This window comes from Pseudomonas sp. PSPC2-3 (assembly GCF_049898265.1).
Taxonomy (GTDB): Bacteria; Pseudomonadota; Gammaproteobacteria; order Pseudomonadales; family Pseudomonadaceae; genus Aquipseudomonas; species Aquipseudomonas veronii.
Genome location: NZ_JAFCXJ010000013.1, coordinates 91665 through 117957 on the forward strand (window position 1 = coordinate 91665; position 26293 = coordinate 117957).

Consider the following 26293-nt stretch of genomic DNA (forward strand, 5'->3'; position numbering starts at 1 on the left):
ACCCCATGCAAAGGACAATTGCCCCTCTCGTATTAACCGCCTTGCTGGTGGGCTGCTCGACATCTGCCGTCCCTGTCGATCAAGCAAAGCAGGCCAGTGCCAGCAGCGTTTATTCGTATCAGACGCTCCCCGCTACGCCCTACGCCACACTCACTGTGGTGAGAGATTCCGGCTTTGTCAGTTCGGGTTGTGACATGGGGATCTATGTCGACGGCAAGCTGGTGGCCAGGCTGGCGACCAAGGAGAAGGCCACCTTCAAGATCCCGGCCGGCAACATCGTGCTGGGCGCCGGTGTGATCGGTGGAGGCCTCTGTGGTACCGCCGCGGATCGTCGGGAGCGAGAGGTTTCTCTCGGCGCTGGCCAGGTGAAAAATTACCGTGCCTTCATCAGCAGCGAAGCAGACGTAGACATCCTACCGACCACTCTTTGAACCGCCACCGTGTCGAAAACAACACAGTGTGTTGAAACCTACACGCTGTGGCGTTTCCACCACTCGCCCGGCGATGGCTCGGATTTGAGCCATCCGAGATGTCCCACAATTTCGTGATATCTAATGCGCGCGAACTTGCTCGCATCTAAGCCTTCGGCTTATCCCGCTTCTCGATTGCCAAACGTGCTTTCTCGGGAAGGTTAGCGAATCGATCCTGCGTCCTGAGAGGCCGACTGATGCGCTCCTCGACGATGAAATTAATCATTTCAAACAGAACCGTCACGCTGTCATGGTCGTCCTCAAGATTCATTTCCAAGGGGTGGACAGCGTTATTTCCGGTTACTCGAATAACATCCAAAGCCTGCTGAATATGAGAATCCAGCCCCTGCGAGACCAGGAGTTTAATGTCGGTGTCGATATGATCACCGCTTCCACCAAGGTGTCTCAAGAGCTTTTGTAGGCACAGCCGGAGTATTGCCGCCGCGCCGCGAGGAGACAGTTCACAAATTGCACGGGCCTCTTCAAAGTCAAGCCTGCAGTCTTCCGGTAGCGCCTCATGCGCCTCTACCGCAGGGAGAGTTGGCGGGAAAATTAAAAAGCCGGGCCCAACCCTCCTTTCCGCCCATAAGCTGTCTTTTTTGCAGTGACTGCACCTGCACACTAGAAAGGGGAAAGTGAGATGCCCGCCGTCCTGATACCCGCTCATAGACGACCACTCCATTGTTGCGATAGTCGAGCAATCGGGATGAAGGCAAGTAAACGCTTCAAGCTTGTAGCCAGGGGCAATAAATTTAGGAGCCAAAAGCTTTCTCTCTGGGTGATGGCAAGATTCTTGAGACTACACGTTTATTGGGTATGCCTATCCAGATACAGGCTTATTTTGCCTTACTCGGGCTTTTCGCTTGATAAGTAACATCCAAAGTGCAACAGTATTAGTAGAACGCCCTAACTGATACAGGCACCCATCATGTTCATCCGCGCATACCTCCGAGCATCCACCGAAGAGCAAGACGCCGGCCGCGCCCGCGCCTCGCTCGAGCAGTTCGCCAGCGACCATAACAAGGTCATCGCCAGCGTGTACTTGGAGAACGCCAGCGGCGCCACCGCCGACCGGCCGGAACTGCTGCGTCTGCTGAAAGATGCGCGCAAGGGTGACGTGCTGCTGGTGGAATCCATTGACCGGCTATCCCGTCTCCCGGTGGAGGATTGGCAAAAGCTCAAGGCCGCGATCGACTCCAAGGGGCTGCGCATCGTCGCGCTCGACCTGCCTACCAGTCACCAGGGAATGCAGGACACCAAGGGCGACGAGTTCACCGGGCGGATGCTGGGAGCCATCAACTCAATGCTGGTGGAAATGATGGCCGCGATCGCGCGCAAGGATTACGAGCAGCGCCGCGACCGTCAGGCCCAGGGCATCGAGAAGGCCAAGGCCGCCGGCAAGTACCAGGGGCGCCCGGTGGACGCCGATCTGCACAAGCGCGTGACCGAACTACTCGGCGCCGGCCTGGGCATTCGCGCGACGGCCCGGCACGCCAACTGCTCCACCACCACCGTACTTAGGATCAGAGACCTGGCCACCGCCTGACCTGCAGAACCCAGCCGGTTACTTCTGGGTTATCGAATCGAACCCGGCCGCAAACAAAAAAGCCCCGCCAGAGCATCGCCCGGCGGGGCTTTTTATTCGCCTGCTGCTGTCACCCTGCTGTCACGGGGGTTTCTGCTGCTGGGCGTAATAGGCTGTAAGCCTTGAATTCAGTGGTGCACCCGGCGGGATTCGAACCCACGACCCCTGCCTTCGGAGGGCAGTACTCTATCCAGCTGAGCTACGGATGCTTGTGCGGGCGACATCATACCCATGTCGACCTTGGGCGTCCATGCTGGTTTTTGGCTGCTGGCGGGTGGGAATTGTCTGTGTTGGGGCCTTGCGTCGGGCGCTGTGGCTCGGTGGTGGGGTGCGGGGCTTGAGGTCGTTGATCTGATAAATCCGGCAAATAAGCGGTTTTTGTTCTTTTTTTCGAACATCCTATTGCCCTGTACCCCCTTTGATCCTAGGATTCGTTTGAGATTTCAAACGCTCTGTCTCCCGTGCGCTCTCCACTTGCTTGCACGCAGGGGCTGATTTCCCTGACGGCAGCCCCCAAAGGCGCCTTTCAACAACTCTAATTCGCTCCGCGCGCGCGCGGTGCTGTTAAGGAAAGCCGACATGCAGCTTAAAGATGCCCAGTTGTTCCGCCAGCAAGCCTTTATCGATGGGGCTTGGGTCGATGCGGACAACGGTCAGACCATCAAGGTCAACAACCCCGCCACGGGCGAGATTCTCGGCACCGTGCCGAAGATGGGCGCCGCTGAAACCCGCCGCGCCATCGAAGCGGCGGACAAAGCGCTGCCGGCCTGGCGTGCGCTGACCGCCAAGGAGCGCGCCAACAAGCTGCGCCGCTGGTTCGAGCTGATCATCGAGAACCAGGAAGACCTGGCGCGCCTGATGACCCTGGAACAGGGCAAGCCGCTGGCCGAAGCCAAGGGCGAAATTGTCTACGCCGCCTCCTTTATCGAGTGGTTCGCCGAAGAAGCCAAGCGCATCTACGGTGATGTGATTCCCGGCCACCAGCCGGACAAGCGTCTGATCGTGATCAAGCAACCGATCGGCGTGACCGCTGCGATCACGCCGTGGAACTTCCCCGCCGCGATGATCACGCGTAAAGCCGGCCCGGCCCTGGCCGCCGGTTGCACCATGGTGCTCAAGCCTGCCTCGCAAACGCCGTTCTCGGCGTTCGCCCTGGCTGAACTGGCGCAGCGTGCCGGCATTCCGAAAGGCGTGTTCAGCGTGGTCTCCGGCAGCGCCGGCGATATCGGCAGCGAGCTGACCAGCAACCCGATCGTGCGTAAATTGTCCTTCACCGGCTCGACCGAAATCGGTCGCCAGTTGATGGCCGAATGCGCCAAGGACATCAAGAAAGTGTCCCTGGAGCTGGGCGGCAACGCTCCGTTCATCGTGTTCGACGACGCTGACCTGGATAAGGCCGTCGAAGGCGCGATCATCTCCAAGTACCGCAACAACGGCCAGACCTGCGTCTGCGCCAACCGTCTGTACGTTCAAGACGCGGTGTACGACGCGTTCGCGGAAAAACTCAAAGTGGCGGTGGCCAAGCTCAAGATCGGCAACGGTCTGGAAGACGGCACCACCACCGGCCCGCTGATCGACGGCAAAGCCGTGGCCAAGGTCCAGGAACACATTGCGGACGCGCTGGCCAAAGGCGCCACGCTGCTGGCGGGCGGCAAGGTCATGGAAGGTAACTTCTTCGAGCCGACCATCCTGACCAACGTGCCGAAAAATGCCGCTGTGGCGAAGGAAGAAACCTTCGGCCCACTGGCGCCGCTGTTCCGTTTCAAGGACGAAGCCGAAGTGATCGCGATGTCCAACGACACCGAGTTCGGCCTCGCGTCCTACTTCTATGCGCGTGACCTGAGCCGTGTGTTCCGTGTGGCCGAAGCCCTGGAATACGGCATGGTCGGCGTCAACACCGGGTTGATCTCCAACGAAGTGGCGCCGTTCGGCGGTATCAAGGCTTCGGGCCTGGGCCGTGAAGGTTCCAAGTACGGGATCGAGGATTACCTGGAAATCAAATACCTCTGCCTGGGCATCTAAGCCCGGCAAGGCATTGCTGCAAACGCAAAGGGCACGAGAGCGCTGACCCTTTGCGTGTTTTACACCGTTATTCGTAGTGGCCGGGAACGCTGTGTCAGTCGATCATCGCATGCTGCCGTAGTTGCCCCCCGCCACGTATTCCTTGAACAACGCCACCCGATGAGTGGCGAATGAGGACTTTATGAGCAAGACCAACGCTTCCCTGATGAAACGCCGTGAAGCCGCTGTACCGCGCGGTGTTGGCCAGATTCACCCGATCTTCGCCGAGTCCGCGAAGAACGCCACCGTGACCGACGTTGAAGGTCGCGAGTTCATCGACTTCGCCGGCGGTATCGCCGTGCTGAACACCGGCCACGTACACCCGAAAATCATCGCGGCTGTGACCGAGCAACTGAACAAGCTGACCCACACCTGCTTCCAGGTACTGGCCTACGAGCCTTACGTGGAACTGTGCGAAAAAATCAACGCCAAGGTCCCAGGTGATTTCGCCAAGAAAACCCTGCTGGTCACCACCGGTTCCGAAGCGGTTGAGAACGCCGTGAAAATCGCCCGCGCTGCCACTGGCCGTGCCGGCATCATCGCGTTCACCGGCGCGTACCACGGTCGCACCATGATGACCTTGGGCCTCACCGGTAAAGTCGTGCCTTACTCGGCCGGCATGGGCCTGATGCCAGGCGGCATCTTCCGCGCGCTGTACCCGAACGAACTGCATGGCGTGAGCGTCGACGACTCCATTGCCAGCATCGAACGCATCTTCAAGAACGATGCCGAGCCGCGTGATATCGCTGCCATCATCATCGAGCCGGTGCAGGGCGAAGGCGGTTTCTACGTCGCGCCTAAACCTTTCATGAAGCGCCTGCGCGAACTGTGCGACAAGCACGGCATCCTGCTGATCGCCGACGAAGTGCAAACCGGTGCCGGCCGTACCGGTACGTTCTTCGCCATGGAACAGATGGGCGTGACTGCCGACCTGACCACCTTCGCCAAATCCATCGCCGGCGGTTTCCCGTTGGCCGGTGTGTGCGGCAAGGCCGAATACATGGATGCCATCGCGCCAGGCGGCCTCGGCGGCACCTACGCCGGTAGCCCGATCGCTTGCGCCGCGGCCCTGGCCGTGCTGGAAGTGTTCGAAGAAGAGCACCTGCTGGATCGCTGCAAAGCCGTCGGCGAGCGTCTGGTTTCCGGCCTCAAGGCCATCCAGGCCAAGTACCCGGTGATCGGCGACGTGCGTGCCCTGGGCGCGATGATCGCGATCGAGCTGTTCGAAGGTGGCGACACCCACAAGCCAAACGCTGCTGCCGTTGCCGCTGTAGTGGCCAAGGCGCGTGAGAAAGGCTTGATCCTGCTGTCCTGCGGCCCTTACGGCAACGTGTTGCGCATCCTGGTGCCGCTGACCGCGCCGGACGAGCAACTGGACAAAGGCTTGGCAATCATCGAAGAGTGCTTCTCCGAGCTGTAAGCCCGGGCTGAACCGATCGATAGAAAAAACCCGCTTCGGCGGGTTTTTTTTTACCTGATGCAGCACATTCAGTGGTTGTTCATTGTACGTAGGCCGCCGCATTGTCTAAGGTGCAGGCATTGCAGATGGAGCGTGCAGGATGAGTGCTGTGGATTTACCCGCTGTACCCCGGGTGTTGATTGCTGAGGCAGACCCTTGGTCGCGGGACCTGCTCAAGCAGGTGTTGTTGAATGTGCGTTGCGACGCACGGCTGGATATGTGTGGCGATGGCCGGCAAGCGGCTACGCTGCTGCGCGACAAAGCCTACGACCTGATCGTGGCGGATTGGGAACTGCCGGGCATCGATGGCCTGAGCCTGTTGCGCAATGTGCGTCAGCAGCGTCGCTCGCCCGCGTTGCCGTTCATCCTCTTGAGCAGTCGCAATGACAGCGCCAGTGTGCGTGAGGCCTTGCCCTTGGCGCCCACGGCGTATCTGACCAAACCGCTGAACATGGACGGCCTGACCCAGCGCCTGCAAGACCTGCTGCTCAACGAAGGCGAAAGCGTGTACTGCGAAGTGCCGCGACTGGCGCCGGGCATGACCTTGTCGGTGTTCCTCGAGCGCCGCCGCGACGCCTGCGATGGCGCGCCGCTGTGGGTCGATGTGAAGGCCGCCGTGCAAGACAGCCTCGGGCCGGAGGGCCTGGACCTCAAGTGCCTGGAAGACCGCGTGTGTATGGACCCGCAGATCACCGCCGTGCTGATCGCCGCCGCCAACAGCGCCGGCCATCACGGCACGCCGGTGCAGACCCTGTCGGCGGCGTTGCACAAGCTGCAGGCCGGGCAAAGCATGAACCTGATACTCGGCCTGGCGCTCAAGCACAACGTGGTATTGGGTGATCCAGGCCTGGTGGCGTATGCCGAGCGTCACTGGCAGTTGTCCCAGGACACCGCCGACTACGCCCGCCGCCTGGCGCGCATGCTGGAGCTGGACCACGAGCGCTGTTACAGCGCGGGCATCCTGCATCGGCTCGGCGACCTGGCGTTGTTGCGCTGCCTGGAAGACTGGCGCCAGGGTGGCGGGGCGCTGGATGACGAAGCGATTGGCGAGTCGCTGCACGCCTTTGGTGCCGCCTACGGTTCGGCGTTGCGCACGCGTTGGCGCTTGCCGCTGGAACTGCGTCAGTTGATCGCGGCGATCTACTCCCTGGAAGGCGGGGTGTATTCGCGGGAGGCGCTGGTGATGAACCTGGCGGCGCAGATGGCGCGGTTGACCGAGCATGAAGGGCTGGAAGCGCTGGCCAGGAGCAAGACCGCGCGCTTGTTGAAAATGGGGCTGTCGGAGCTGATGAGGTTGCGCAAGGCCTAAAGGCTATGAAATTCAGATGTGGGAGGGGGCAGGTTCCCTCCCACATTTGCTCTGTGTTGATTCTCTAGCCAGCAACCACGCGGTTTTTGCCCAGGCGCTTGGCTTCGTACATGGCGCCATCCGCGCGGGCGAACAGGTTGTTCAGGGTCGAGTCTTGCTCGTTGAGGTTGGCCAGGCCCTGGCTGACCGTCACGGTGAATGCGTGGCCTTCATAGCTGAAGCTCAACGCCTGGATTTCCTTGCCAAGCCGCTCAGCGACTTGCAGCGCCATCTCCGGCGCGCAACCGGGCAGCACGGCGGCGAACTCTTCGCCGCCAATGCGCCCGAACAGGTCGCCACGGCGCAGTACGCCACGACCGCTCTCGGCAATGCGCCGCAACACCTGATCGCCCTCCAAGTGGCCGTAGGTGTCGTTGACGTCCTTGAAGTCATCGATGTCCAGCAGCAGGAATGCCAGCGGCGCAGCCTGGGCGCGGGCGCTGTCGAAGGCCTGGTTGGCGCATTCGAAAAAGTGTCGGCGGTTGCTGCTCTGGGTCAGCACGTCGGTGGTGGCCAGGCGGTGCAACTCCAGCTCCAACTGTTTCTTGTCGGTGATGTCCTCGGCCATGCCGACCACGATCAACGGCTCGCCCGGTTCGGCCTGCTGGTTGATGTAGCACTTGTCGCTGAGCCAGCGAATCTGCCCGCCGGCCGTGATGATGCGGTACTCGCGGTCTTCCACGGCGCCTTGTTCGAGTACGCGGGCCAGGCTGTGTTCGGCGTAGTCGAGGTCTTCGGGGTGAATGCTGTTGCGCCATTCCCGGTGGTCGGCCAGCAGCATGCCGGCGGAACGGCCAAACACCCGCTCATACGCCGGGCTCACATACAGCACGCGTCGCGACGCCCAGTCGATGGCCCATAGCACCGCATTCACGCTGACCAGCAGGGAACTGAGTAGTTGCTCACGCTCACTCAGCCGCTCGACCTCGCCCTGGGCGTGCATCAACGCCAGCAAGGTTGCTGCGGCTGCGGGGCGTGGGGGTTCAGCGGTGGGGGGATCGGGCAGGTGCGTTTTTTCTTGGACCATCGGCACAACTCTCTCTGGGCGCGCCGCAGGGTTCAGCAGCGGTCACAACAAGGGGCCACCATGATGGCGAAGTGTTGTTTGAGAGGGGCGAATTGCGTCTAAGTTCCGTCATTGGGGGCGATTGTGACGGATTTATGGGTGTCTGGAGAATGGCGTCAAAAAAGCGATCAAAGGGGAAGGCAAGCCTTCCCCCTCCGCGTGTTCACACCGTTGCAGGGCGCAACGAGTAGGTCTTCAATTGGTGGGCAAAATCGCGCAGGGACTGGATGCCGCTGGCCTCGGCCTCATGCACCCATTCCTTGATCGCGGCCAGCATATCGTGGCCGTTGGAGCTGGTCTTGAGCCAGATCTGCTGCAGGGCCAGACGCTTTTCGTAGATCACTTTCAGGGCTTGGCTGTGTTCCAGCATGCTCTGGATACGCAGGTGGTGGCGGTCATCCAGCAGGCTGGTTTCCCGCGACAGCAGGCGCTTGGCACGGTGGAACTGATGGCGCACCGAGTGATCGACCTTCTCCAGTTCCTGCTTGACCAGCGGGCCGATCACCAGCTTGCGGTACTGGGCCATGATCTGGAAACGGTTGTTGAGGATCGCCATGGCGGTGTCCATGTCCAGGTGGCCCTTGCCTTCGACACGGTGGGCGATCGGCGCGACGCGCTGCACCTTGGCCAGGCGCAGCAGGCTGAACAGCTTGATCCACGCCCAGCCGAGGTCGAACTCCCATTTCTTCACCGACAGTTTGGCGGAGTTGGGGTAGGTGTGGTGGTTGTTGTGCAGCTCTTCGCCGCCCACGATGATGCCCCACGGCACCAGGTTGGTCGCCGCGTCCCGGCATTCGAAGTTGCGATAGCCCACGGCGTGGCCGAGGCCGTTGATCACACCGGCGGCCCAGAATGGAATCCACATCATCTGGATCGCCCAGATGGTGATGCCGATGGTGCCGAACAGCAGAAGGTCGATCACACCCATGATTGCCACACCCAAGAGCGGGTAGGGCGTGTAGAGTTTGCGTTCGATCCAGTCGTCCGGGCAGTTCTTGCCGTAGATGCGCAGGGTCTCGGGGTTCTCCGCTTCGGCGCGATAGAGCTCGGCACCTTTGCGCAATACGGTAGACAGGCCTTTAATGACGGGGCTGTGCGGGTCGTCGACGGTTTCGCATTTGGCGTGATGCTTACGGTGGATGGCGGTCCACTCGCGGGTGTTCTGCGCCGTGGTCAGCCACAGCCAGAAGCGGAAGAAGTGTTTCAGGCCGGCATTGAGCTCCAGGGAGCGATGGGCTGAATAGCGGTGCAGATAGACGGTGACCCCAATAATGGTCACGTGGGTCATCAACAGGGTGACTGCCACCAGTTGCCAGGCTGACAGGTCAAGAAAACCGTTGTACCACATAGGCTGTATGGCCCTCAGAAAAAGAAAAAAACAGCTCACGCATTATCACTAAGCTCACAGAGAAAACCAGCCGACCTTTCAGATAGGAGTGACGGGATGTTTCTTATTCTATAATCCGTAACCTTTGTAGGGCGAATCTAGCTTTTTAGTAAGGATTACTGGCCATATGTTGTTCTCATACCGAGGTGCCCGGCGTGCGGGGTTGGTATATCTGCTGGTTTCGCTGCTGTGGGTTGTGCTTACTCACCGGGTATTGATCAAGTTCCTCGATGACCCGGTTGAGTTAAATCAGTGGCTGCAGCTGCGCGGCTATGTGTGGGTGGCCCTCAGCGCCCTGGTGATTTACCTGATGTGCGCGCGCTTTGCGCGCGTCAACGAATTGCAGCAACCGCTCAAAGAGAGTCGTGAGCGCCTGCGCCAGGCCGCTGCCGTGTTCGATTGCACCCGTGAAGGGGTGCTGGTCACCGATGCCAAGGGGCAGATCGTCCATGTGAACCGGGCCTTTATGGCGATCACCGGCTATCGGCGCGAAGATGTCATGGGCGAGCAACCCAGCTTGTTCAAGTCAGGCCGCCATTCGTCGAGTTTTTACCAGCAGATGTTCCTGGCCCTGGAGCAAACCGGCGAGTGGAGCGGGGAAATCTGGAACCGGCGCAAAAGCGGCGAGATTTATCCACAGTGGCAAACCATCCGGGTGATTCACGACGACCTCGGCCATGTCAGCCATTACGTCGCGGTGTTTTCCGATATCAGCGCCATCAAGGATTCCGAGCACGAACTGGCGCACCTCGCGCACCACGACCCGCTGACCGACCTGCCCAACCGCCTGCTGTTCACCGACCGCGCCGAGCAGGCCCTGGCTTCGGCGCAAGTGCATAAACGCGGCTGTGCGTTGCTGCTGCTCGACCTGGACCACTTCAAGATCATCAACGACAGCCTGGGCCATAACGTCGGCGACCAGTTGCTCAAATTGGTCGGTGAACGCCTGAGAAGCCAATTCGGCACCGGCGTGACGCTGGCGCGGCTGGGCGGGGACGAATTCGCGGTGTTGGCGGAAAACTGTCCACAGGTGGTGCAGGCCGCCGCGCTCGCGCAACGCATGCTCGATGCGATGAAACTTCCGTTCAATTTCGACGGCCACCAATTGTTTATCAGTGCGAGCGTTGGCATCAGCCTGTTTCCCAGCGACGCGCTGAGTGCCCAGCAGTTGTTGCGTAACGCCGATTCCGCGTTGTTCAAGGCCAAGAGCGTCGGCCGTGAAGGCTACGCGTTGTACACCGAAGAGTTGACTGCCCACGCGCAGAACCGCGTGGAAATTGCCGGCGAACTGCGCCGCGCCCTCGACCAGCAGGAGCTGCGTGTCTACTACCAGCCGGTTCACGACCTGCACACCAGCCGCCTGATCGGCGTCGAAGCCCTGGTGCGCTGGCAACACCCGGAGCGCGGCCTGGTGCCGCCGGTCGAGTTCATCCCCATCGCCGAACGCACCGGGTTGATTGCCGATATCGACGCCTGGGTCATGCACGAGGCTTGCGCCCAGATGTGCCAGTGGCTGGAGGACGGCGTGCCGTTGAGGTTTATCGCGATCAACGTGTCCAGTCGCTTGTTTGCGCGACGCGAGTTGTATGAGCAAGTCGCCAAGGTGCTGCACGACACTGGCCTGGACCCGGCTTACCTGGAGCTGGAAGTCACCGAAAGCGCGGTGATGGAAGACCCCGAAGTGGCCCTGGAACAACTGCACCGCCTGCGCGAGCTGGGCCTGCGCCTGGCCATTGACGACTTTGGCACCGGCTATTCGTCGCTGCTGCGTCTCAAGCGCCTGCCGGTGCAGAAGCTCAAGATCGACCAGGGCTTTGTCGCCGGGGTGCCGTGGGATGAAGACGACGCCGCCATCGTGCGCGTGGTGATCGCCCTGGCGAAAAGCATGGGCATGCAGGTACACGCCGAAGGGATCGAACAGGTGGAACAGGCGCGGTTCCTGCTGGAGCAAAAATGCGACATGGGCCAGGGCTATTGGTTTGGCCGCCCGATGCCAGCGTGTGAAATCGACTGGGACCGGGCACCCGCCATCCAGAGTTGAAATGCAGTCAACTGTGGGAGGGAGCAAGCCCCCTCCCACAGTTGGATATTCGCCAGGCTCGATTTTGGCACTTGGCCACAAAACGCCGTCGTAACCCCACGTCCGGCCAGAAAATTCTTTCTGGTTATATAAACATTCTTAAATAGTATTTTTAAGAATATCCGCGCTTATCTACTATCGCCCTCACGCCGCAAGCAGTGCCGCCACTGCGCGGCACTTTTCATTTCAGGAGCGAGATCATGAGCGCATCTCTACGTAGCGTCGACGGCCAGGACGAAGCAGCCATTTTGCGTGAGATCCAGAGCGCGTTGCGCGATCTGCGCTTTGGCGCGGTGGAAATCACTGTACACAACGCTCAAGTAGTACAGATCGAACGCAAAGAAAAATTCCGCCTGCAGAACCCGGGTAACAAACCGGCCTGAGCAAGAGCGGCGATAGACCCATCACTATAAAAAATGCCCCTGTAGGCGCGAGCTTGCTCGCGAAAAGCTTGAAGGCAACGCGTTGCACCTGATGTGCAGCGTTATCGTTGACGTTTTTCGCGAGCCAGCTCGCTCCTGCAGTCGTCAGCCAACACCCCGGAATTTCAGGAGCTTTCTATGTCGTCGATTCGCCGTTACGCCCTGGCTGCCTTGGCCAGCGCCGTGTTTGCCGGGTCTGCCGTTGCCAAGGACTACGAGTTGCTCAACGTCTCGTATGACCCGACCCGTGAGCTGTACCAGGACTACAACGCTGAGTTCACCAGCTACTGGAAACAGTCCCACCCCGGCGACAGCGTCAAGATCCAGCAATCCCACGGCGGCTCGGGCAAACAGGGCCGTGCGGTGATCGACGGCCTGCGTGCCGACGTCGTGACCCTGGCCCTGGCCGGCGATATCGACGAAATCGCCAAGTTGGGCAAGACCCTGCCGGAAAACTGGCAGACCCGCCTGCCGGATGCGAGCACCCCGTACACCTCGACCATCGTGTTCCTGGTGCGCAAGGGCAACCCCAAAGGCATCAAGGACTGGGGCGACCTGATCAAGAAAGACGTGGCGGTCATCACCCCGAACCCGAAAACCTCCGGCGGTGCGCGCTGGAACTTCCTCGCCGCCTGGGCCTATGGCCTGAAAGCCGGTGGCAGCGAAGCCAAGGCGCAGGAATACGTCAAAGAGCTGTTCAAGCACGTACCGGTCCTCGACACCGGGGCGCGCGGTTCGACCATCACCTTCGTCAACAACGGTCAGGGTGACGTGTTGCTGGCCTGGGAAAACGAGGCGTTCCTGGCATTGAAAGAAAACGGCGGCGCCGACAAGTTCGACATCGTCGTACCGTCCCTGTCGATCCTCGCCGAGCCGCCTGTGGCCGTGGTCGACAAGAACGCCGAGAAAAAGGGCAACACCGAGATCGCTACCGAGTACCTCAAGCACCTGTACAGCCCGGCTGGCCAGGAGATTGCGGCGAAGAACTTCTACCGCCCACGCGATGAGAAAATCGCCGCCAAATACGCCCAGCAGTTCCCGAAGCTGGATTTGGTGACTATCGACAAAGACTTCGGCGGCTGGAAAACTGCGCAGCCGAAATTCTTTAACGACGGTGGCGTGTTCGACCAGATCTACTCGGCGCAATAAAAACACCGCCCTCTGTAGGAGCGAGCTTGCTCGCGAAGAAGGTCCAGGCACCGCGTGCACCCAGATTGTGCGCGTTATCGTTGACGTTTTTCGCGGGTAAGCCCGCTCCTACAGAGCACGCATTCACCTGCGGGTTTTGTGTGTCAGACCTGCTAACCAAGGACTTTTATGTCGCGTCGTATTTCCCCCGTCATACCCGGCTTCGGGCTGACGCTGGGCTACACCGTGGTGTACCTCAGCCTGATCGTACTCATCCCCCTCGCGGCGATGTTTGTACACGCCGCTCAACTTACCTGGGATCAGTTCTGGAACATCATCACCGCACCGCGTGTGCTGGCGGCATTGAAGTTGAGCTTCAGCACCGCGCTGTACGCCGCGCTGATCAATGGCCTGATCGGCACGCTGCTGGCCTGGGTGCTGGTGCGCTACACCTTCCCCGGGCGCAAGATCATCGATGCGATGATCGACCTGCCGTTCGCCCTGCCCACGGCCGTCGCCGGTATCGCGCTGACCGCGCTGTACACCCCGACCGGCCTGGTCGGCCAGTTCGCCGCCGACCTGGGCTTCAAGATCGCCTACAGCCCCTTGGGCATCACCCTGGCGCTGACCTTCGTCACGTTGCCGTTCGTGGTCCGCACGGTGCAGCCGGTCCTCGCCGATATCCCCCGGGAAATCGAAGAAGCCGCCGCCTGCCTGGGCGCCAAGCCGTTGCAGGTGTTCCGCTACATCCTCGTGCCCGCGTTGCTGCCTGCCTGGCTGACCGGCTTCGCCCTGGCGTTTGCCCGTGGCGTCGGTGAGTACGGTTCGGTGATCTTCATCGCCGGCAACATGCCGATGAAGACCGAGATCCTGCCGCTGCTGATCATGGTCAAGCTCGACCAGTACGACTACCACGGCGCCACCTCCATCGGTGTGCTGATGCTGGTGGTTTCCTTCGTGTTGCTGCTGCTGATCAATTTGCTGCAGCGGCGCATCGAACACCCATAAGGAGGCGCGGAACATGTCCCAATCGTCTATCTCCGCCGCGTCCTCGGCCAACGCTGCCCGGCGTGGCAGTGCGCTGTCGCGGCGCATCCTGATCAGCCTGGGCTGGCTGGTGTTCTTCCTGTTCCTGGTGCTGCCGCTGTTTATCGTGGTGTCCCAGGGCTTGAAGAATGGCCTCGGCGCGTTCTTCACCGCGATCCTCGAGCCCGATGCGCTGTCGGCGCTCAAGCTCACGGTGGTCGCCGTGCTGATCTCGGTGCCGCTCAACGTGGTGTTCGGCGTCAGCGCCGCATGGTGCGTGAGCAAGTACTCGTTCCGTGGCAAGAGCATCCTGGTGACGCTGATCGACCTGCCGTTCTCGGTGTCGCCGGTGATCGCGGGCCTGGTCTATGTGCTGATGTTCGGCGCCCAGGGCTTCTTTGGGCCGTGGCTGCAGGCGCATGACATCCAGATCGTGTTCGCCTTGCCCGGCATCGTGCTGGCGACCATCTTCGTCACCGTGCCGTTCGTGGCCCGGGAGCTGATCCCGCTGATGCAGGAACAAGGCACCCAGGAAGAAGAAGCCGCGCGGCTGCTTGGCGCCAATGGCTGGCAGATGTTCTGGCATGTCACCGTGCCGAATATCAAATGGGGCCTGATCTACGGCGTGGTGCTGTGTACCGCGCGGGCGATGGGTGAGTTCGGCGCGGTGTCGGTGGTGTCCGGCCACATTCGCGGCGTGACCAACACGTTGCCGCTGCACGTCGAGATTCTCTACAACGAATACAACCACGTCGCCGCGTTTGCGGTGGCGAGTCTGTTGCTGATCCTGGCGCTCTTCATCCTGCTGCTCAAGCAGTGGAGCGAGAACCGTATCAACCGCCTGCGCGCAGCTGCGGCTGAGGAATAATCCATGTCCATCGAAGTCCGTAATGTCAGCAAGAACTTCAACGCCTTCAAGGCCCTGAACAGCATCAACCTGGACATCCAGAGTGGCGAGCTGGTGGCGTTGCTGGGGCCCTCCGGCTGCGGCAAGACCACCTTGCTGCGCATCATCGCCGGTCTCGAAACCCCGGATACCGGCAGCATCGTGTTCCACGGTGAAGACGTCTCCGGCCACGACGTGCGTGATCGCAACGTCGGGTTTGTGTTCCAGCACTACGCGCTGTTCCGCCACATGACCGTGTTCGATAACGTCGCCTTCGGCCTGCGCATGAAGCCGAAAAACCAGCGCCCGAACGAAAGCCAGATCGCGGTCAAAGTCCACGAACTGTTGAACATGGTGCAACTGGACTGGCTGTCCGACCGCTACCCGGAACAACTCTCCGGCGGCCAACGCCAGCGCATCGCCCTGGCCCGCGCCCTGGCGGTGGAGCCCAAAGTGCTGCTGCTCGACGAACCCTTCGGCGCCCTCGACGCCAAGGTGCGCAAAGAGCTGCGCCGCTGGCTGGCGCGCCTGCACGAAGATATCAACCTGACCTCGGTGTTCGTGACCCACGACCAGGAAGAGGCGATGGAAGTTGCCGACCGTATCGTGGTGATGAACAAGGGCGTGATCGAGCAGATCGGCTCACCGGGCGACGTCTACGAAAACCCGGCCAGCGATTTCGTCTACCACTTCCTCGGCGACTCCAACCGCCTGCACCTGGGGGGCGACCAACACGTGCTGTTCCGCCCCCACGAAGTGTCGCTGTCGCGCCATGAACTGGAAGACCACCATGCCGCCGAAGTGCGCGATATCCGGCCGCTGGGGGCGACCACGCGGGTGACGTTGAAAGTCGAAGGCCAGAGCGAACTGATCGAAGCCGAAGTGGTGAAAGACCACGACAGCCTGATCGGCCTGGCGCGGGGCGAGACCTTGTTCTTCAAACCCAAGGTCTGGCAAAAAGCCTGAACACACTGCAATAACAAATGTGGGAGGGGGCTTGCCCCCGATAGCGGTGTATCAGTCAATATCTTCAGTGACTGACCCACTGCAATCGGGGGCAAGCCCCCTCCCACATTCAGACTTCTCTCGGCTTCAGATCGCGGCGAGCGACTGGCCCGGAGCGGCGTTCAATCTGCTCTTTGAGCTCGTGCCGCAACCCCAGCAAAAACGCCAACTCCGCCACCACAAACAACGGCCCGACGATCAGCCCCGACACGTCATCCACAAACGCCGGCTTCTTGCCTTCGTAGTAATGCCCGACAAACTGAATCACCCAACCCACCACGAACATACCGATACCGCCGCTGAGCCAGACCGGCGTGCTTTGCGCCGCCAGTACATGCCCGGCCCACACCGACAAGCCCATCAGCACGCTCATCAGCACGCCCAGCACGAGTTCCAGGCGCAGGTAGAACCACGCCGCAAGCAGCGCAACGATCAGCGCCGGCGACAGCCAGAGCCCGGCCAGCGGCCACTCCGGGCGTGAAAGCAACGCGGCGACGGCGACCACGATCAGCGGGATGCCGATAAAGTGGCTGGCGATATTGCGCGGGTCGCGGTGGTAGGCGGCGTATTGACTGAGGTGGTCGACGAGGCTTTTCATTGTTATTCCTCCTGTAGGATGTTTGATCATGCCCTGTCAGCCTTCGCCTAACTGTCAGTTGGGCGACAATCTTCGGAGTTCTCATGAACGCAGAGCAATGGCGACCCCGGCTGGCTGCCGGGCACTGGTTCAGCCACTTGCCCGGCGCTTTTCAGCATAGTCTGCTGGCCCACGCGCGGCTGCGGCTGCTGACGGCGGGGCAATACCTGTTCAAGCGCGGTGACCAGCCCTGCGGCTTGTATGCGGTGCTCGACGGCAGTTTGCGGATCAGCGCGGTGAACGAGCAGGGCAAGGAAGCGCTGCTCAGCCTGGTGGAGTCGCCCTACTGGTTCGGTGAAATCTGCCTGTTCGACGGCCTGCCGCGCACCCACGACGCCTGTGCGGTCGGGCCGTGCAAGCTGTTGCAGGTGCCCCAGCAGGCATTGCTCGACATTCTCGATGAAACCCCGCAGTACTGGCGCGACTTGGCCTTGTTGATGAGCCAAAAGTTGCGCCTGAGTTTCATCGGCCTCGAACAGCTCAGCCTGATGCCCGCCTCGGTGCGGCTGGCCCATCGTTTGTTGATGATCATTGAAGGGTACGGCGACATCGAGCCCTCAAAACGCCGGCTGCAGTTACCCCAGGAAGACCTGGCGGCGATGTTGAGCCTGTCGCGCCAGACCACCAACGCCTTGCTCAAGGACCTGCAAGCCCAGGGCATCGTGCGCCTGGGCTATGGCGAGATCGAAATCCTCGATGCACAGCGCCTGCGTGAGGCGGCGCACACCTGAGGGTGTTAGCCTGCAGGTCTGATCAATCGAGGTGTGTTATGCGCGTGCTGTTAGTGGAACATGAATCCGAAGAAGCACAGCGGATGGCCCAGGGTTTGAACGAGGCCGGTTATTCCGTGGAAGTCGCGGCCAACGGCATGGCCGCCCAGCGGCTTGTCGAGGGCAACGAGTACGACCTGGTGATTCTGGACGTGATGCTGCCGGGGCTGAATGCCTGGACACTGCAGCAGGCGATTCGGCACAAGGGCGAGACGCCGGTGTTGTTTCTGACCAGCCCGGGTGGGATCGAAGACCGTCTGCGCGACTTGGAATTGCATGAGGATGATTATTTACTCAAGCCGTTTGAAGACAAGGCGCTGGTCATGCGCGTGAAAAAACTACTGCGTCGCGATCGCGGGCGCTGATAGATGTGTGGCCTGGGCTCTCGCGATCGCGGGCAAGCCCGGCTGTTAAATGTGGGAGGGAGCTTGCCCCGATGACGGTGGATCAATTGATGAATGCGCTAGCTGATACACCGCCCCTCCCATAGTTTGATTTTTTAGTTATTAATAAATAGCTTCTTATTCCTTAACGAATATAAACCCCGTCCCTATACTGTCCAGCAACGTTAAACGCTGCAGGAGGGCACACCCATGCACAGCGAATCGATTCGTTACCTGATCGTGCCGGGCTGGCAAGGATCGCCAGAAGATCATTGGCAAACGCATTGGCAGAACAGCCTGCCCAACAGCGCCCGGGTGGAGCAGGCCGATTGGCTGACGCCGCGTCGCGAAGACTGGGTGGCCGCGCTGGCCGAGGCGATCGCCGCCGACAGCACGCCAGTGATTCTGATCGCCCATAGCCTGGGCTGCATCACCGTGGCCCACTGGGCTGCCACTGCCCCGCTGCAGTTTTTGCGGCAGGTGCGCGGGGCGTTGCTGGTGGCGCCGGCGGATGTCGAACGCCCGGCCTGTGCCCCCGCGCTGCGTAACTTCGCGCCGATTCCACGCGACCTGCTGCCGTTTCCCAGCCAGGTGGTCAGCTCCGACAACGACAGTGCCGTCAGCGCCCCCAGGGCCATGGAGCTGGCGCGCGACTGGGGCGCTGAAGCCGGCATTTTGTCCGGTGCCGGGCATATCAATGTGAAGTCCGGCCACCAGCGCTGGGAGCAGGGTTTCGCGTATCTCTATCGCCTGCAAAGCCGCCTGGAGCATCACGCCCGGCGCACGGCCTGAACCTTTTTCAACGCCCCGTCCCTGAGCGGATTGGGGGCGGGAGCCTGCCATGAGTCTGCATGAAACCTTCGGTCAGCCGCTGCTGACCTTCCCCGACGCCGAAAAAAGCCCGCTGAGCATCCGCGCCAAGGCACTGGTGTTCGTCGACCCGCGTTCGCGGCAACTGCGCGAAGCGCTGGAACACCTCGCGCCCCGCGCCTTGCCGGTGTTGATCCGTGGCGAGACCGGCAGCGGCAAAGAGTTGCTGGCGCGGCATATCCATCGGGGCAGCGACCGCGCCGGGCTGTTTGTCTCGGTCAATTGCGGCGCGATCAGCCCGACCTATGCCGATGCCGAGCTGTTCGGCTACGCCGCCGGCGCCCACAGTGGCGCGGCGAGCAGCCGGGCCGGCTGGTTCGGCTCGGCCAACGGCGGCACCTTGTACCTGGATGAGATCGGCGACTTGCCGTTGCCGATCCAGGTCAAATTGCTCGCCGCCCTGGAAAACCACGAAGTCACCCGCGTCGGCGCGCAGCAACCAAGCCCGGTGGACGTGCGCCTGGTGGCGGCGACCAGCATCGACCTGGCCCAGGCCGTGGCCGCAGGCAAGTTCAATGAGCGCCTGTTCCATTACCTCAGCGAAGGCCAACTGGACCTGCCGGCCTTGCGCGAGCGGGTCGGCGACATCCTGTCCCTGGCCGAATACTTCCTCGGCATCTACAGCCAGCGCCTGGACCTGCCGGTGCCGCTGATCAGCGACGCGGCCCAGCGCGTGCTGGAACACCACAGCTGGCCGGGCAATACCCGCGAGCTGGAGAACGTCATCCACTTTGCCTTGCTGGTCAGCAGCGGCGACGAAATCTTGCCGGAGCATTTGAACCTGCCGACCGCCGGTTCGCCGCTGGAGCAGGTGCAACGGATATTCGAAAGCGCCAGTGCGGCCGAACGGGAAACCTTGCGCAAATTCCTACATGAGCAAAATGGAATATCAACCTGAATAAAAGGTATTGTTCGGGAATAAAAAATCTAGGTATTGTCACTCTCACGCCGCGATAGCACTTCGCTGGCACTCCACCCCAATACGGTCGTCAGAGACGCCCCGGAATGTCGATAAGGACACTCATGAAAAAGGTTCTGTTGTTTACCGCACTGGCGGCTGCCCTGACTGCGGGCTTCGCCCAGGCCAACGAAAAACTGATAGTGGCCGCTACCCCGATCCCGCACGCCGAGATCCTCGAGCTGGTCAAGCCGACCCTCGCCAAAGAAGGCGTGGATCTGGAAATCAAAGTCTTCACCGACTACGTACAGCCCAACGTGCAGGTGGCCGAGAAGCGTCTGGACGCCAACTACTTCCAGACCCTGCCGTACCTGGAAAACTTCAACAAAGGTAAAGGCACCAACCTGGTCACCGTGGTGGGCGTACACGTTGAACCCTTCGGCGGTTACTCGAAGAAAATCAAAAACATCTCGGAGCTCAAAGATGGCGCCACCGTGGCCATTCCGAACGAAGGCTCCAACAGCGGCCGTGCCCTGTTGCTGCTGCAGAAGGCCGGTGTGATCACCCTGAAAGACCCGACCAATGCGCTGGCGACGCCAAAAGACATTGCCAGCAACCCGAAGAACCTGAAGTTCAAAGAGCTGGAATCAGCCCTGCTGCCACGTGTGCTGGACCAGGTTGACCTGGACCTGATCAACACCAACTACGCCCTGGAAGCCGGCCTCAACCCGGCCAGGGACGCGTTGATCATCGAAGACGCCAAATCGCCGTATGTGAACTTCCTGGTGGCGCGCCCGGACAACAAGGACAGCGCTGCTATCCAGAAACTGGCCAAGGCCCTGACCAGCCCGGAAGTCAAAGCGTTCATCGAGAAGAAATACAACGGCGCGGTTGTGCCGGCGTTCTGATCGAGCGGTAAAACCTTTCAAGGTTTAAACGCCGACGGCTTGCATAGCGTCGGCGTTTTTTTATGGGTGGAATTTGGAATGCGCTCAGAATTGTGGGAGGGGGCTTGCCCCCGATAGCAGTGGTTCAGTCAATGCATCGGTGACTGTCATACCGCTATCGGGGGCAAGCCCCCTCCCACATTTGATTTTTATCTCACCGTGGATTTTCAGCGTTTCACCGCACTCGGGCGTTGATCGCCCTGCGCAATGCCACCAACCATTTCACCAGCTCCTGCGGATCAATCGGTTTCGCTTCGTTCATTGTTCATTCCCTCGAATCACAGACCCCACAACCATAGCCGTCACTCGCCAACCCCGCGAATCTGGTAGCTATCGTGTTGGGCGATATCAATGTGATATTTCGGTATCAAAAATCGACGGTTTATGCCAATAAAGGCCGGGCGATCCGGCGTCTTGAGCGTGGGCGTTCGTTTAGCTTCGGAACCATTGGCGTTGGGCGCCATCCATGCACATGGAACCCTGCTAAAAGGTCGTAGTCGCCTACACTCCGGCAAGTTGGCATCACGTAAAGGAGCCTGCATGGGCGGTCACCCTTCGACAGTTATTTTCGCACTTGGCCTGTTGGCGCTGCTGAGCGGCTGCGGCCAGGAAAAAGCCGAGCCCAAGCAGCATGCGCGGGTGTTCGTGCAGGCCGTGCAGCCGACGGACTACGCGGTGGCCGTTACGCTGACCGGCGATATCCAGGCGCGGGTGCAAACCGATCTGTCTTTTCGCGTGGGGGGCAAGATCATTCAGCGCATGGTCGATGTGGGCGACCATGTCAGCGCCAAGCAAGTGCTGGCCAAGCTCGACCCCAAGGACTTGCAGAGCAATGTCGACTCCGCCCAGGCCCAGGTCGTGGCCGAGCAGGCGCGGGTCAAGCAGACCGCCGCCGCGTTCGTGCGCCAGGAAAAACTCCTGCCCAAGGGCTACACCAGCCGCAGCGAATACGACACTGCCCAGGCCGCGTTGCGCAGCAGCCAAAGCGCCCTGGCCGCCGCCCAGGCGCAACTGGCCAATGCCCGCGAGCAACTGGGCTACACCGCGCTGTTCGCCGAGGCCCCCGGGGTGATTACTGCGCGCCAGGCTGAAGTGGGCCAGGTGGTGCAGGCCACCGTGCCGATCTTCAGCCTGGCCCGCGAGGGCGAGCGCGACGCGGTATTCGACGTGTACGAGTCGTTGCTGGTGGAACCGCCGGCCGATGCGCCGATCACGGTGAGCCTGTTGGATAACCCCAGTATCAAGGTCCAGGGCCACGTCCGCGAAGTTACCCCGGCCGTCGCTGCCAATACCGGCACGGTGCAAGTCAAAATCGCTCTGGAGGCCCTGCCCGCGGGCATGCATCTGGGCTCGGTGGTCAGCGCTACCGCCAACGGCCCGGCCAAGCCCAGCATCGAGCTGCCATGGTCGGCGCTGACCAAAGACCTCAGCGACCCCGCCGTGTGGCTGGTGGATGGCGACGGCCTGGCGCAGCTGCGCAAGGTCAGTGTGGCGCGTTACCTCACCGGCAAGGTGATCATCAGCGACGGTCTGCAGGGCGGTGAAAAAGTCGTGGTGGCCGGCGGGCAATTGCTGCACCCCGGCATGCGCGTCGAAGTCGCCCAGCCGCCCGACTCGGCCCAGGCCCAAGGAGTGCAACCATGATGCGCCTGACCGGCCTGCTCGCCGCCAGCCTGTTGCTGCTGGCCTGCTCCAAGAACGACCCGCCACCCGAGCCCGTGCGCCCGGTGTTGTCCATGGAAGTGAAAGCCGAAGACCAGGAAACCCTCGGCCGTTTCGCCGGCACCATCCAGGCGCGCTACGAAAGCAACCTGGGGTTCCGCGTGCCCGGGCGCATCGCCCACCGCACTGTGGATGTCGGCGCCGAGGTGGAGAAGGGCGCGGTACTTGCCGTACTCGACCCCACCGACCAGCAGAACCAACTGCGCGCGGTCCAAGGTGACCTCGCCCGCGTGCAGGCGCAGTTCATCAACGCCCAGGCCAGCGCCCGTCGCCAGCAGGCGTTGTTCAACCGTGGCGTCGGCGCCCAGGCCCAGTTGGACGTGGCCCAGACCGACCTGAAAACCACCCAGGCCAGCCTCGACCAGGCGCAGGCCTCGGTCAACCAGGCCAAGGACCAGCTCAACTACGCCCGATTGCGTACCGACCATGGCGGCATCGTTACCGCCTGGAACGCCGAGGCCGGCCAGGTGGTCAGCGCGGGCCAGCAAGTGGTGACCCTGGCGCGCCCGGACATCAAGGAGGCGGTGATCGACCTGCCCGCCGGCCTCGCCGAGCGTCTGCCGCCCGATGTGGTGTTCCTCGTCGCCGGGCAACTCGACCCCAGCGTGAACACCACCGCCACCGTGCGCGAAATCGAACCCCAGGCCCAGAGCGCCACGCGCACCCGTCGCGCGCGCCTGACCCTGGCCGACACGCCGGCGGCTTTTCTGCTGGGTACGGCGATCAGCGTGACCTTGAGCTCGGCCATCCCACCGCGCATCGAACTGCCGTTGAGCGCCTTGCAGCAAATCGGCGGCAAAACGCGGATCTGGTTGCTGGACACCCAAAGCCGGACCGTGCAGCCGCGTGAAGTCACGGTGCTCAGTCGTGACGCCGACAGCGTTTTGCTCAACGGTGGGGTCAAGCCCGGTGAGCGCATCATCGTCGCCGGTGTGAACAGCCTGCAACCGGGGCAAACAGTCAAGATCGACGAGGACAGCCCGCGATGAAAGGGAGTTTCAACTTATCCGAATGGGCCCTCAAGCATCAGTCCTTCGTCTGGTACCTGATGTTCGTCGCGCTGCTGATGGGCGTGTTTTCCTACAAGAACCTGGGCCGCGAGGAAGACCCTTCGTTCACCATCAAAACCATGGTGATCCAGACCCGCTGGCCGGGCGCGACCCAGGAAGAAACGCTCAAACAGGTGACCGACCGCATCGAGAAAAAACTCGAGGAACTCGACGCCCTCGACTACGTGAACAGCTACACCCGGCCCGGTGAGTCCACGGTGTTCGTGTACCTCAAGGACACCACCAGCGCCAAGGCGATCCCCGAGATCTGGTACCAGGTGCGCAAGAAGATCGACGATATTCGCGGCAGCTTCCCCCAGGGCTTGCAGGGGCCGTCGTTCAACGATGAGTTCGGTGACGTGTTCGGCTCGGTGTACGCCTTTACCGGCGACGGCCTGTCGATGCGCCAGCTGCGCGACTACGTGGAGCAGGCGCGCGCCGAGATCCGTGCGGTGCCGGGCCTGGGCAAGGTCGAGCTGATCGGCCAGCAGGACGAAGTGATTTACCTGAATTTCTCCACGCGCAAACTCGCGGCCCTGGGGATCGACCAACGCCAGGTGGTGCAGAGCCTGCAGGCGCAGAACGCAGTGACCCCGGCCGGGGTGATCGAAGCCGGGCCGGAGCGCATTTCCGTGCGGACGTCCGGGCAGTTCGCCTCGGAAAAAGACCTGGCCAACGTCAACCTGCGCCTTAACGACCGCTTCTATCGCCTGGCGGATGTCGCCGACATCAGCCGTGGCTACGTTGACCCGGCGACGCCAATGTTCCGTTTCAACGGCAAGCCGGCGATCGGTTTGGCGATCGCGATGCAGAAGGGCGGCAATATCCAGTCGTTCGGCGAGGCCCTGCACACGCGCATGGACGAACTGACCGCCGACCTGCCGGTGGGCGTCGGCGTCTACAAGGTCTCCGACCAGGCGGAAGTGGTGCAAGAGGCCGTCGGCGGTTTTACCAGCGCGCTGTTCGAAGCGGTGATCATCGTGCTGGTGGTGAGCTTTATCAGCCTCGGCCTGCGTGCCGGGCTGGTGGTGGCGTGCTCGATCCCGCTGGTGCTGGCGCTGGTGTTCGTGTTCATGGAATACACCGGCATCACCATGCAGCGCGTGTCCCTGGGGGCGCTGATCATCGCGCTCGGCTTGCTGGTGGACGACGCGATGATCACCGTGGAGATGATGATCACGCGCCTGGAAAAAGGCGAAACCAAGGCGCAGGCGGCGACCTACGCCTACACCTCCACCGCGTTCCCGATGCTCACCGGCACCCTGGTGACCGTGGCCGGGTTTGTGCCGATCGGCCTCAACGCCAGTTCGGCGGGCGAGTACACCTTCACCCTGTTCGCGGTGATTGCCGTGGCGATGTTGGTGTCGTGGGTGGTGGCGGTGCTGTTTGCGCCGGTGATCGGCGTGCATATCCTCAGCGCCAACGTGAAACCCCACAGTGCCGAACCGGGGCGAATCGGCCGCGCTTTCAATGGCGGCATGCTGTGGGCCATGCGCAACCGCTGGTGGGCCATCGGCATCACCGTGGCGCTGTTCGCGGCGTCGGTGTTTTCCATGCAGTTTGTGCAGAACCAGTTCTTCCCGTCGTCGGACCGCCCGGAGATCCTCGTCGACCTCAACCTGCCGCAAAACGCCTCGATCAACGAAACCCGCAAAGCCGTCGACCGCCTCGAAGCGATCATCAAGGACGACCCGGATATCGAGCGCTGGAGCACTTACATCGGCCAGGGCGCGATCCGTTTCTACCTGCCCCTCGACCAACAACTGGAAAACCCCTACTACGCGCAGTTGGTAATCGTCAGCAAGGGCGTGAAGGCGCGCGGCGAATTGATCGCGCGCCTGCAAAAACGCCTGCGTGAGGATTTCGTCGGCGTCGGCAGCTTTGTGCAGCCGCTGGAGATGGGGCCGCCGGTGGGGCGGCCGATCCAGTACCGCGTTTCCGGCAAAGACACTGACCAGGTGCGCAAGCACGCCATCGAACTGGCGACCTTGCTGGACAAGAACCGCCACCTGGGCGAGATCATTTACGACTGGAACGAACCGGGCAAAGTCCTGCGCATCGAGATTGCCCAGGACAAGGCGCGGCAGTTGGGCTTGTCTTCCGAAGACGTGGCGCAGTTGATGAACAGCGTGGTCAGCGGCGCGTCGGTGACTCAGGTGCATGACGATATCTACCTGATCGACGTGGTCGGCCGCGCCGAAGATGCCGAGCGCGGCACGCCGGAAACCTTGCAGAACCTGCAGATCGTCACGCCCAACGGCGTCTCGATTCCGCTGCTGGCCTTCGCCACCGTGCGTTATGAGCTGGAACAGCCGCTGGTGTGGCGCCGCGACCGCAAGCCGACCATCACCCTCAAGGTGGCGGTGCGCGACGCGATGCAGCCGACCGATCTGGTCAAACAGCTCAAGCCCGAGATCGATGCGTTCAACGCCGGCCTGCCGGTGGGCTACAAGGTCGCCACCGGCGGCACCGTGGAAGAAAGCAGCAAGGCCCAGGGCCCGATTGCCAGCGTGGTGCCGTTGATGCTGTTTTTGATGGCGACCTTCCTGATGATCCAACTGCACAGCGTGCAGAAGATGTTCCTGGTGGCCAGCGTCGCGCCGCTGGGGCTGATCGGCGTGGTGCTGGCGCTGGTCCCCACCGGCACGCCCATGGGCTTCGTGGCGATCCTTGGCATTCTGGCGCTGATCGGCATCATCATCCGCAACTCGGTGATCCTGGTGACGCAAATCGAGGAATATGAACTGGCCGGCTACACGCCGTGGGATGCGGTGGTGCAAGCCACCGAACACCGGCGCCGGCCGATCCTGCTGACGGCGGCTGCGGCGAGCCTGGGCATGATCCCGATTGCGCGGGAAGTGTTCTGGGGGCCGATGGCCTACGCGATGATCGGCGGGATCATCATTGCCACGCTGCTGACGCTGTTGTTCCTGCCGGCGCTGTATGTGGCCTGGTACAAGATTCGCGAGCCGAAGCCGGAACATCAGGAAGAGCGCGGTTAAAAATGTGGGAGGCGGCTTGCTCCGGATAGCGGTGCTTCAGTTGGCGCAACTTTGACTGACCCAGCGCTATCCCGAGCAAGCCCCCTCCCACA

The 26293-nt window shown here is 61.6% G+C and carries 23 protein-coding genes and 1 tRNA gene; 19 read left to right on the forward strand and 5 right to left on the reverse strand.

What is annotated here, in order from left to right; translation table 11 throughout:
• Positions 1 to 5: 5 nt before the first annotated feature.
• A complete protein-coding gene (locus ACP7E3_RS27650) occupies positions 6 to 431 on the forward strand; it encodes a hypothetical protein (RefSeq protein WP_426125019.1) in 426 nt (141 codons plus the stop codon).
• Positions 432 to 576: 145 nt separating this feature from the next.
• Here the strand turns inward: ACP7E3_RS27650 and ACP7E3_RS27655 are convergent, their stop codons facing one another.
• Positions 577 to 1137: a DUF4145 domain-containing protein gene (locus ACP7E3_RS27655; RefSeq protein ID WP_426125021.1), complete on the reverse strand. Its 561-nt coding sequence runs from the start codon at positions 1135 to 1137 to the stop codon at positions 577 to 579.
• Between the two features lie 261 nt (positions 1138 to 1398).
• Between ACP7E3_RS27655 and ACP7E3_RS27660 the strand changes: the two genes are divergently transcribed.
• Entirely contained in the window at positions 1399 to 2016 is a 618-nt protein-coding gene (locus tag ACP7E3_RS27660) for a recombinase family protein (RefSeq protein ID WP_056787742.1), read from the forward strand.
• Between the two features lie 171 nt (positions 2017 to 2187).
• Here ACP7E3_RS27660 and ACP7E3_RS27665 read toward each other — a convergent pair.
• Positions 2188 to 2264: transfer RNA gene (locus ACP7E3_RS27665), tRNA-Arg, on the reverse strand.
• A gap of 370 nt (positions 2265 to 2634) precedes the next feature.
• Between ACP7E3_RS27665 and gabD the strand changes: the two genes are divergently transcribed.
• From gabD to ACP7E3_RS27680, 3 genes are all read left to right on the forward strand, one after another.
• A complete protein-coding gene (gene gabD, locus ACP7E3_RS27670) occupies positions 2635 to 4077 on the forward strand; it encodes an NADP-dependent succinate-semialdehyde dehydrogenase (protein WP_046385078.1) in 1443 nt (480 codons plus the stop codon).
• 181 nt (positions 4078 to 4258) lie between these two features.
• Complete coding sequence (gabT, locus tag ACP7E3_RS27675; protein WP_017848615.1) at positions 4259 to 5536, forward strand: 4-aminobutyrate--2-oxoglutarate transaminase; 1278 nt, start codon at positions 4259 to 4261, stop codon at positions 5534 to 5536.
• Between the two features lie 139 nt (positions 5537 to 5675).
• The gene (locus ACP7E3_RS27680) at positions 5676 to 6884 is read left to right on the forward strand and encodes an HDOD domain-containing protein (RefSeq protein WP_426125024.1); all 1209 of its coding nucleotides are present in this window, start codon (positions 5676 to 5678) and stop codon (positions 6882 to 6884) included.
• 64 nt (positions 6885 to 6948) lie between these two features.
• On the opposite strand, the gene ACP7E3_RS27685 is transcribed toward ACP7E3_RS27680, so the two are convergent.
• Positions 6949 to 7950, reverse strand: a complete 1002-nt coding sequence (locus tag ACP7E3_RS27685; protein ID WP_057005866.1) for a sensor domain-containing diguanylate cyclase — start codon at positions 7948 to 7950, stop codon at positions 6949 to 6951.
• A gap of 202 nt (positions 7951 to 8152) precedes the next feature.
• Positions 8153 to 9337 (reverse strand): delta-9 fatty acid desaturase DesA, encoded by a 1185-nt coding sequence (desA, locus tag ACP7E3_RS27690; RefSeq protein WP_046385075.1) that lies wholly within the window; start codon positions 9335 to 9337, stop codon positions 8153 to 8155.
• A gap of 166 nt (positions 9338 to 9503) precedes the next feature.
• Between desA and dibA the strand changes: the two genes are divergently transcribed.
• The 6 genes from dibA to ACP7E3_RS27720 all read left to right on the forward strand — a co-directional run bounded on the left by dibA (position 9504) and on the right by ACP7E3_RS27720 (position 15884).
• Positions 9504 to 11417 (forward strand): phosphodiesterase DibA, encoded by a 1914-nt coding sequence (gene dibA / locus ACP7E3_RS27695; protein ID WP_426125027.1) that lies wholly within the window; start codon positions 9504 to 9506, stop codon positions 11415 to 11417.
• A 239-nt stretch (positions 11418 to 11656) separates the two neighbouring features.
• Positions 11657 to 11839, forward strand: a complete 183-nt coding sequence (oscA, locus tag ACP7E3_RS27700) for a sulfur starvation response protein OscA (protein WP_010565387.1) — start codon at positions 11657 to 11659, stop codon at positions 11837 to 11839.
• 177 nt (positions 11840 to 12016) lie between these two features.
• Positions 12017 to 13027: a sulfate ABC transporter substrate-binding protein gene (locus ACP7E3_RS27705; protein ID WP_017848610.1), complete on the forward strand. Its 1011-nt coding sequence runs from the start codon at positions 12017 to 12019 to the stop codon at positions 13025 to 13027.
• Positions 13028 to 13195: 168 nt separating this feature from the next.
• Positions 13196 to 14014 carry a sulfate ABC transporter permease subunit CysT gene (gene cysT, locus ACP7E3_RS27710; protein ID WP_017848609.1) on the forward strand — a complete coding sequence of 273 codons (819 nt, stop codon included), beginning with the start codon at positions 13196 to 13198 and terminating at the stop codon, positions 14012 to 14014.
• A gap of 13 nt (positions 14015 to 14027) precedes the next feature.
• Complete coding sequence (gene cysW, locus ACP7E3_RS27715; protein ID WP_017848608.1) at positions 14028 to 14900, forward strand: sulfate ABC transporter permease subunit CysW; 873 nt, start codon at positions 14028 to 14030, stop codon at positions 14898 to 14900.
• A gap of 3 nt (positions 14901 to 14903) precedes the next feature.
• A complete protein-coding gene (locus tag ACP7E3_RS27720; protein WP_017848607.1) occupies positions 14904 to 15884 on the forward strand; it encodes a sulfate/molybdate ABC transporter ATP-binding protein in 981 nt (326 codons plus the stop codon).
• Between the two features lie 109 nt (positions 15885 to 15993).
• On the opposite strand, the gene ACP7E3_RS27725 is transcribed toward ACP7E3_RS27720, so the two are convergent.
• On the reverse strand, positions 15994 to 16521 hold the full coding sequence (locus ACP7E3_RS27725; protein ID WP_426125031.1) for a DUF962 domain-containing protein: 528 nt from the start codon (positions 16519 to 16521) through the stop codon (positions 15994 to 15996).
• An 83-nt stretch (positions 16522 to 16604) separates the two neighbouring features.
• On the opposite strand from ACP7E3_RS27725, the gene ACP7E3_RS27730 reads away from it, so the two are divergent.
• The 8 genes from ACP7E3_RS27730 to ACP7E3_RS27765 all read left to right on the forward strand — a co-directional run bounded on the left by ACP7E3_RS27730 (position 16605) and on the right by ACP7E3_RS27765 (position 26201).
• On the forward strand, positions 16605 to 17291 hold the full coding sequence (locus tag ACP7E3_RS27730; RefSeq protein WP_108526194.1) for a Crp/Fnr family transcriptional regulator: 687 nt from the start codon (positions 16605 to 16607) through the stop codon (positions 17289 to 17291).
• A 38-nt stretch (positions 17292 to 17329) separates the two neighbouring features.
• Entirely contained in the window at positions 17330 to 17695 is a 366-nt protein-coding gene (locus ACP7E3_RS27735; protein WP_046385071.1) for a response regulator, read from the forward strand.
• A 228-nt stretch (positions 17696 to 17923) separates the two neighbouring features.
• Positions 17924 to 18505 (forward strand): alpha/beta hydrolase, encoded by a 582-nt coding sequence (locus ACP7E3_RS27740; RefSeq protein ID WP_017848603.1) that lies wholly within the window; start codon positions 17924 to 17926, stop codon positions 18503 to 18505.
• A gap of 49 nt (positions 18506 to 18554) precedes the next feature.
• Positions 18555 to 19481, forward strand: coding sequence for a sigma 54-interacting transcriptional regulator (locus ACP7E3_RS27745; RefSeq protein ID WP_046385070.1), 927 nt, complete (start codon positions 18555 to 18557; stop codon positions 19479 to 19481).
• Between the two features lie 125 nt (positions 19482 to 19606).
• Complete coding sequence (locus ACP7E3_RS27750; RefSeq protein ID WP_046385069.1) at positions 19607 to 20389, forward strand: MetQ/NlpA family ABC transporter substrate-binding protein; 783 nt, start codon at positions 19607 to 19609, stop codon at positions 20387 to 20389.
• A 579-nt stretch (positions 20390 to 20968) separates the two neighbouring features.
• Positions 20969 to 22072: an efflux RND transporter periplasmic adaptor subunit gene (locus tag ACP7E3_RS27755; protein WP_126587724.1), complete on the forward strand. Its 1104-nt coding sequence runs from the start codon at positions 20969 to 20971 to the stop codon at positions 22070 to 22072.
• Positions 22069 to 23139, forward strand: coding sequence for an efflux RND transporter periplasmic adaptor subunit (locus ACP7E3_RS27760; RefSeq protein ID WP_057005863.1), 1071 nt, complete (start codon positions 22069 to 22071; stop codon positions 23137 to 23139). Before ACP7E3_RS27755 ends, ACP7E3_RS27760 begins: the two co-directional genes overlap by 4 nt.
• Entirely contained in the window at positions 23136 to 26201 is a 3066-nt protein-coding gene (locus ACP7E3_RS27765) for an efflux RND transporter permease subunit (protein ID WP_426125035.1), read from the forward strand. Before ACP7E3_RS27760 ends, ACP7E3_RS27765 begins: the two co-directional genes overlap by 4 nt.
• Positions 26202 to 26293: the final 92 nt, after the last annotated feature.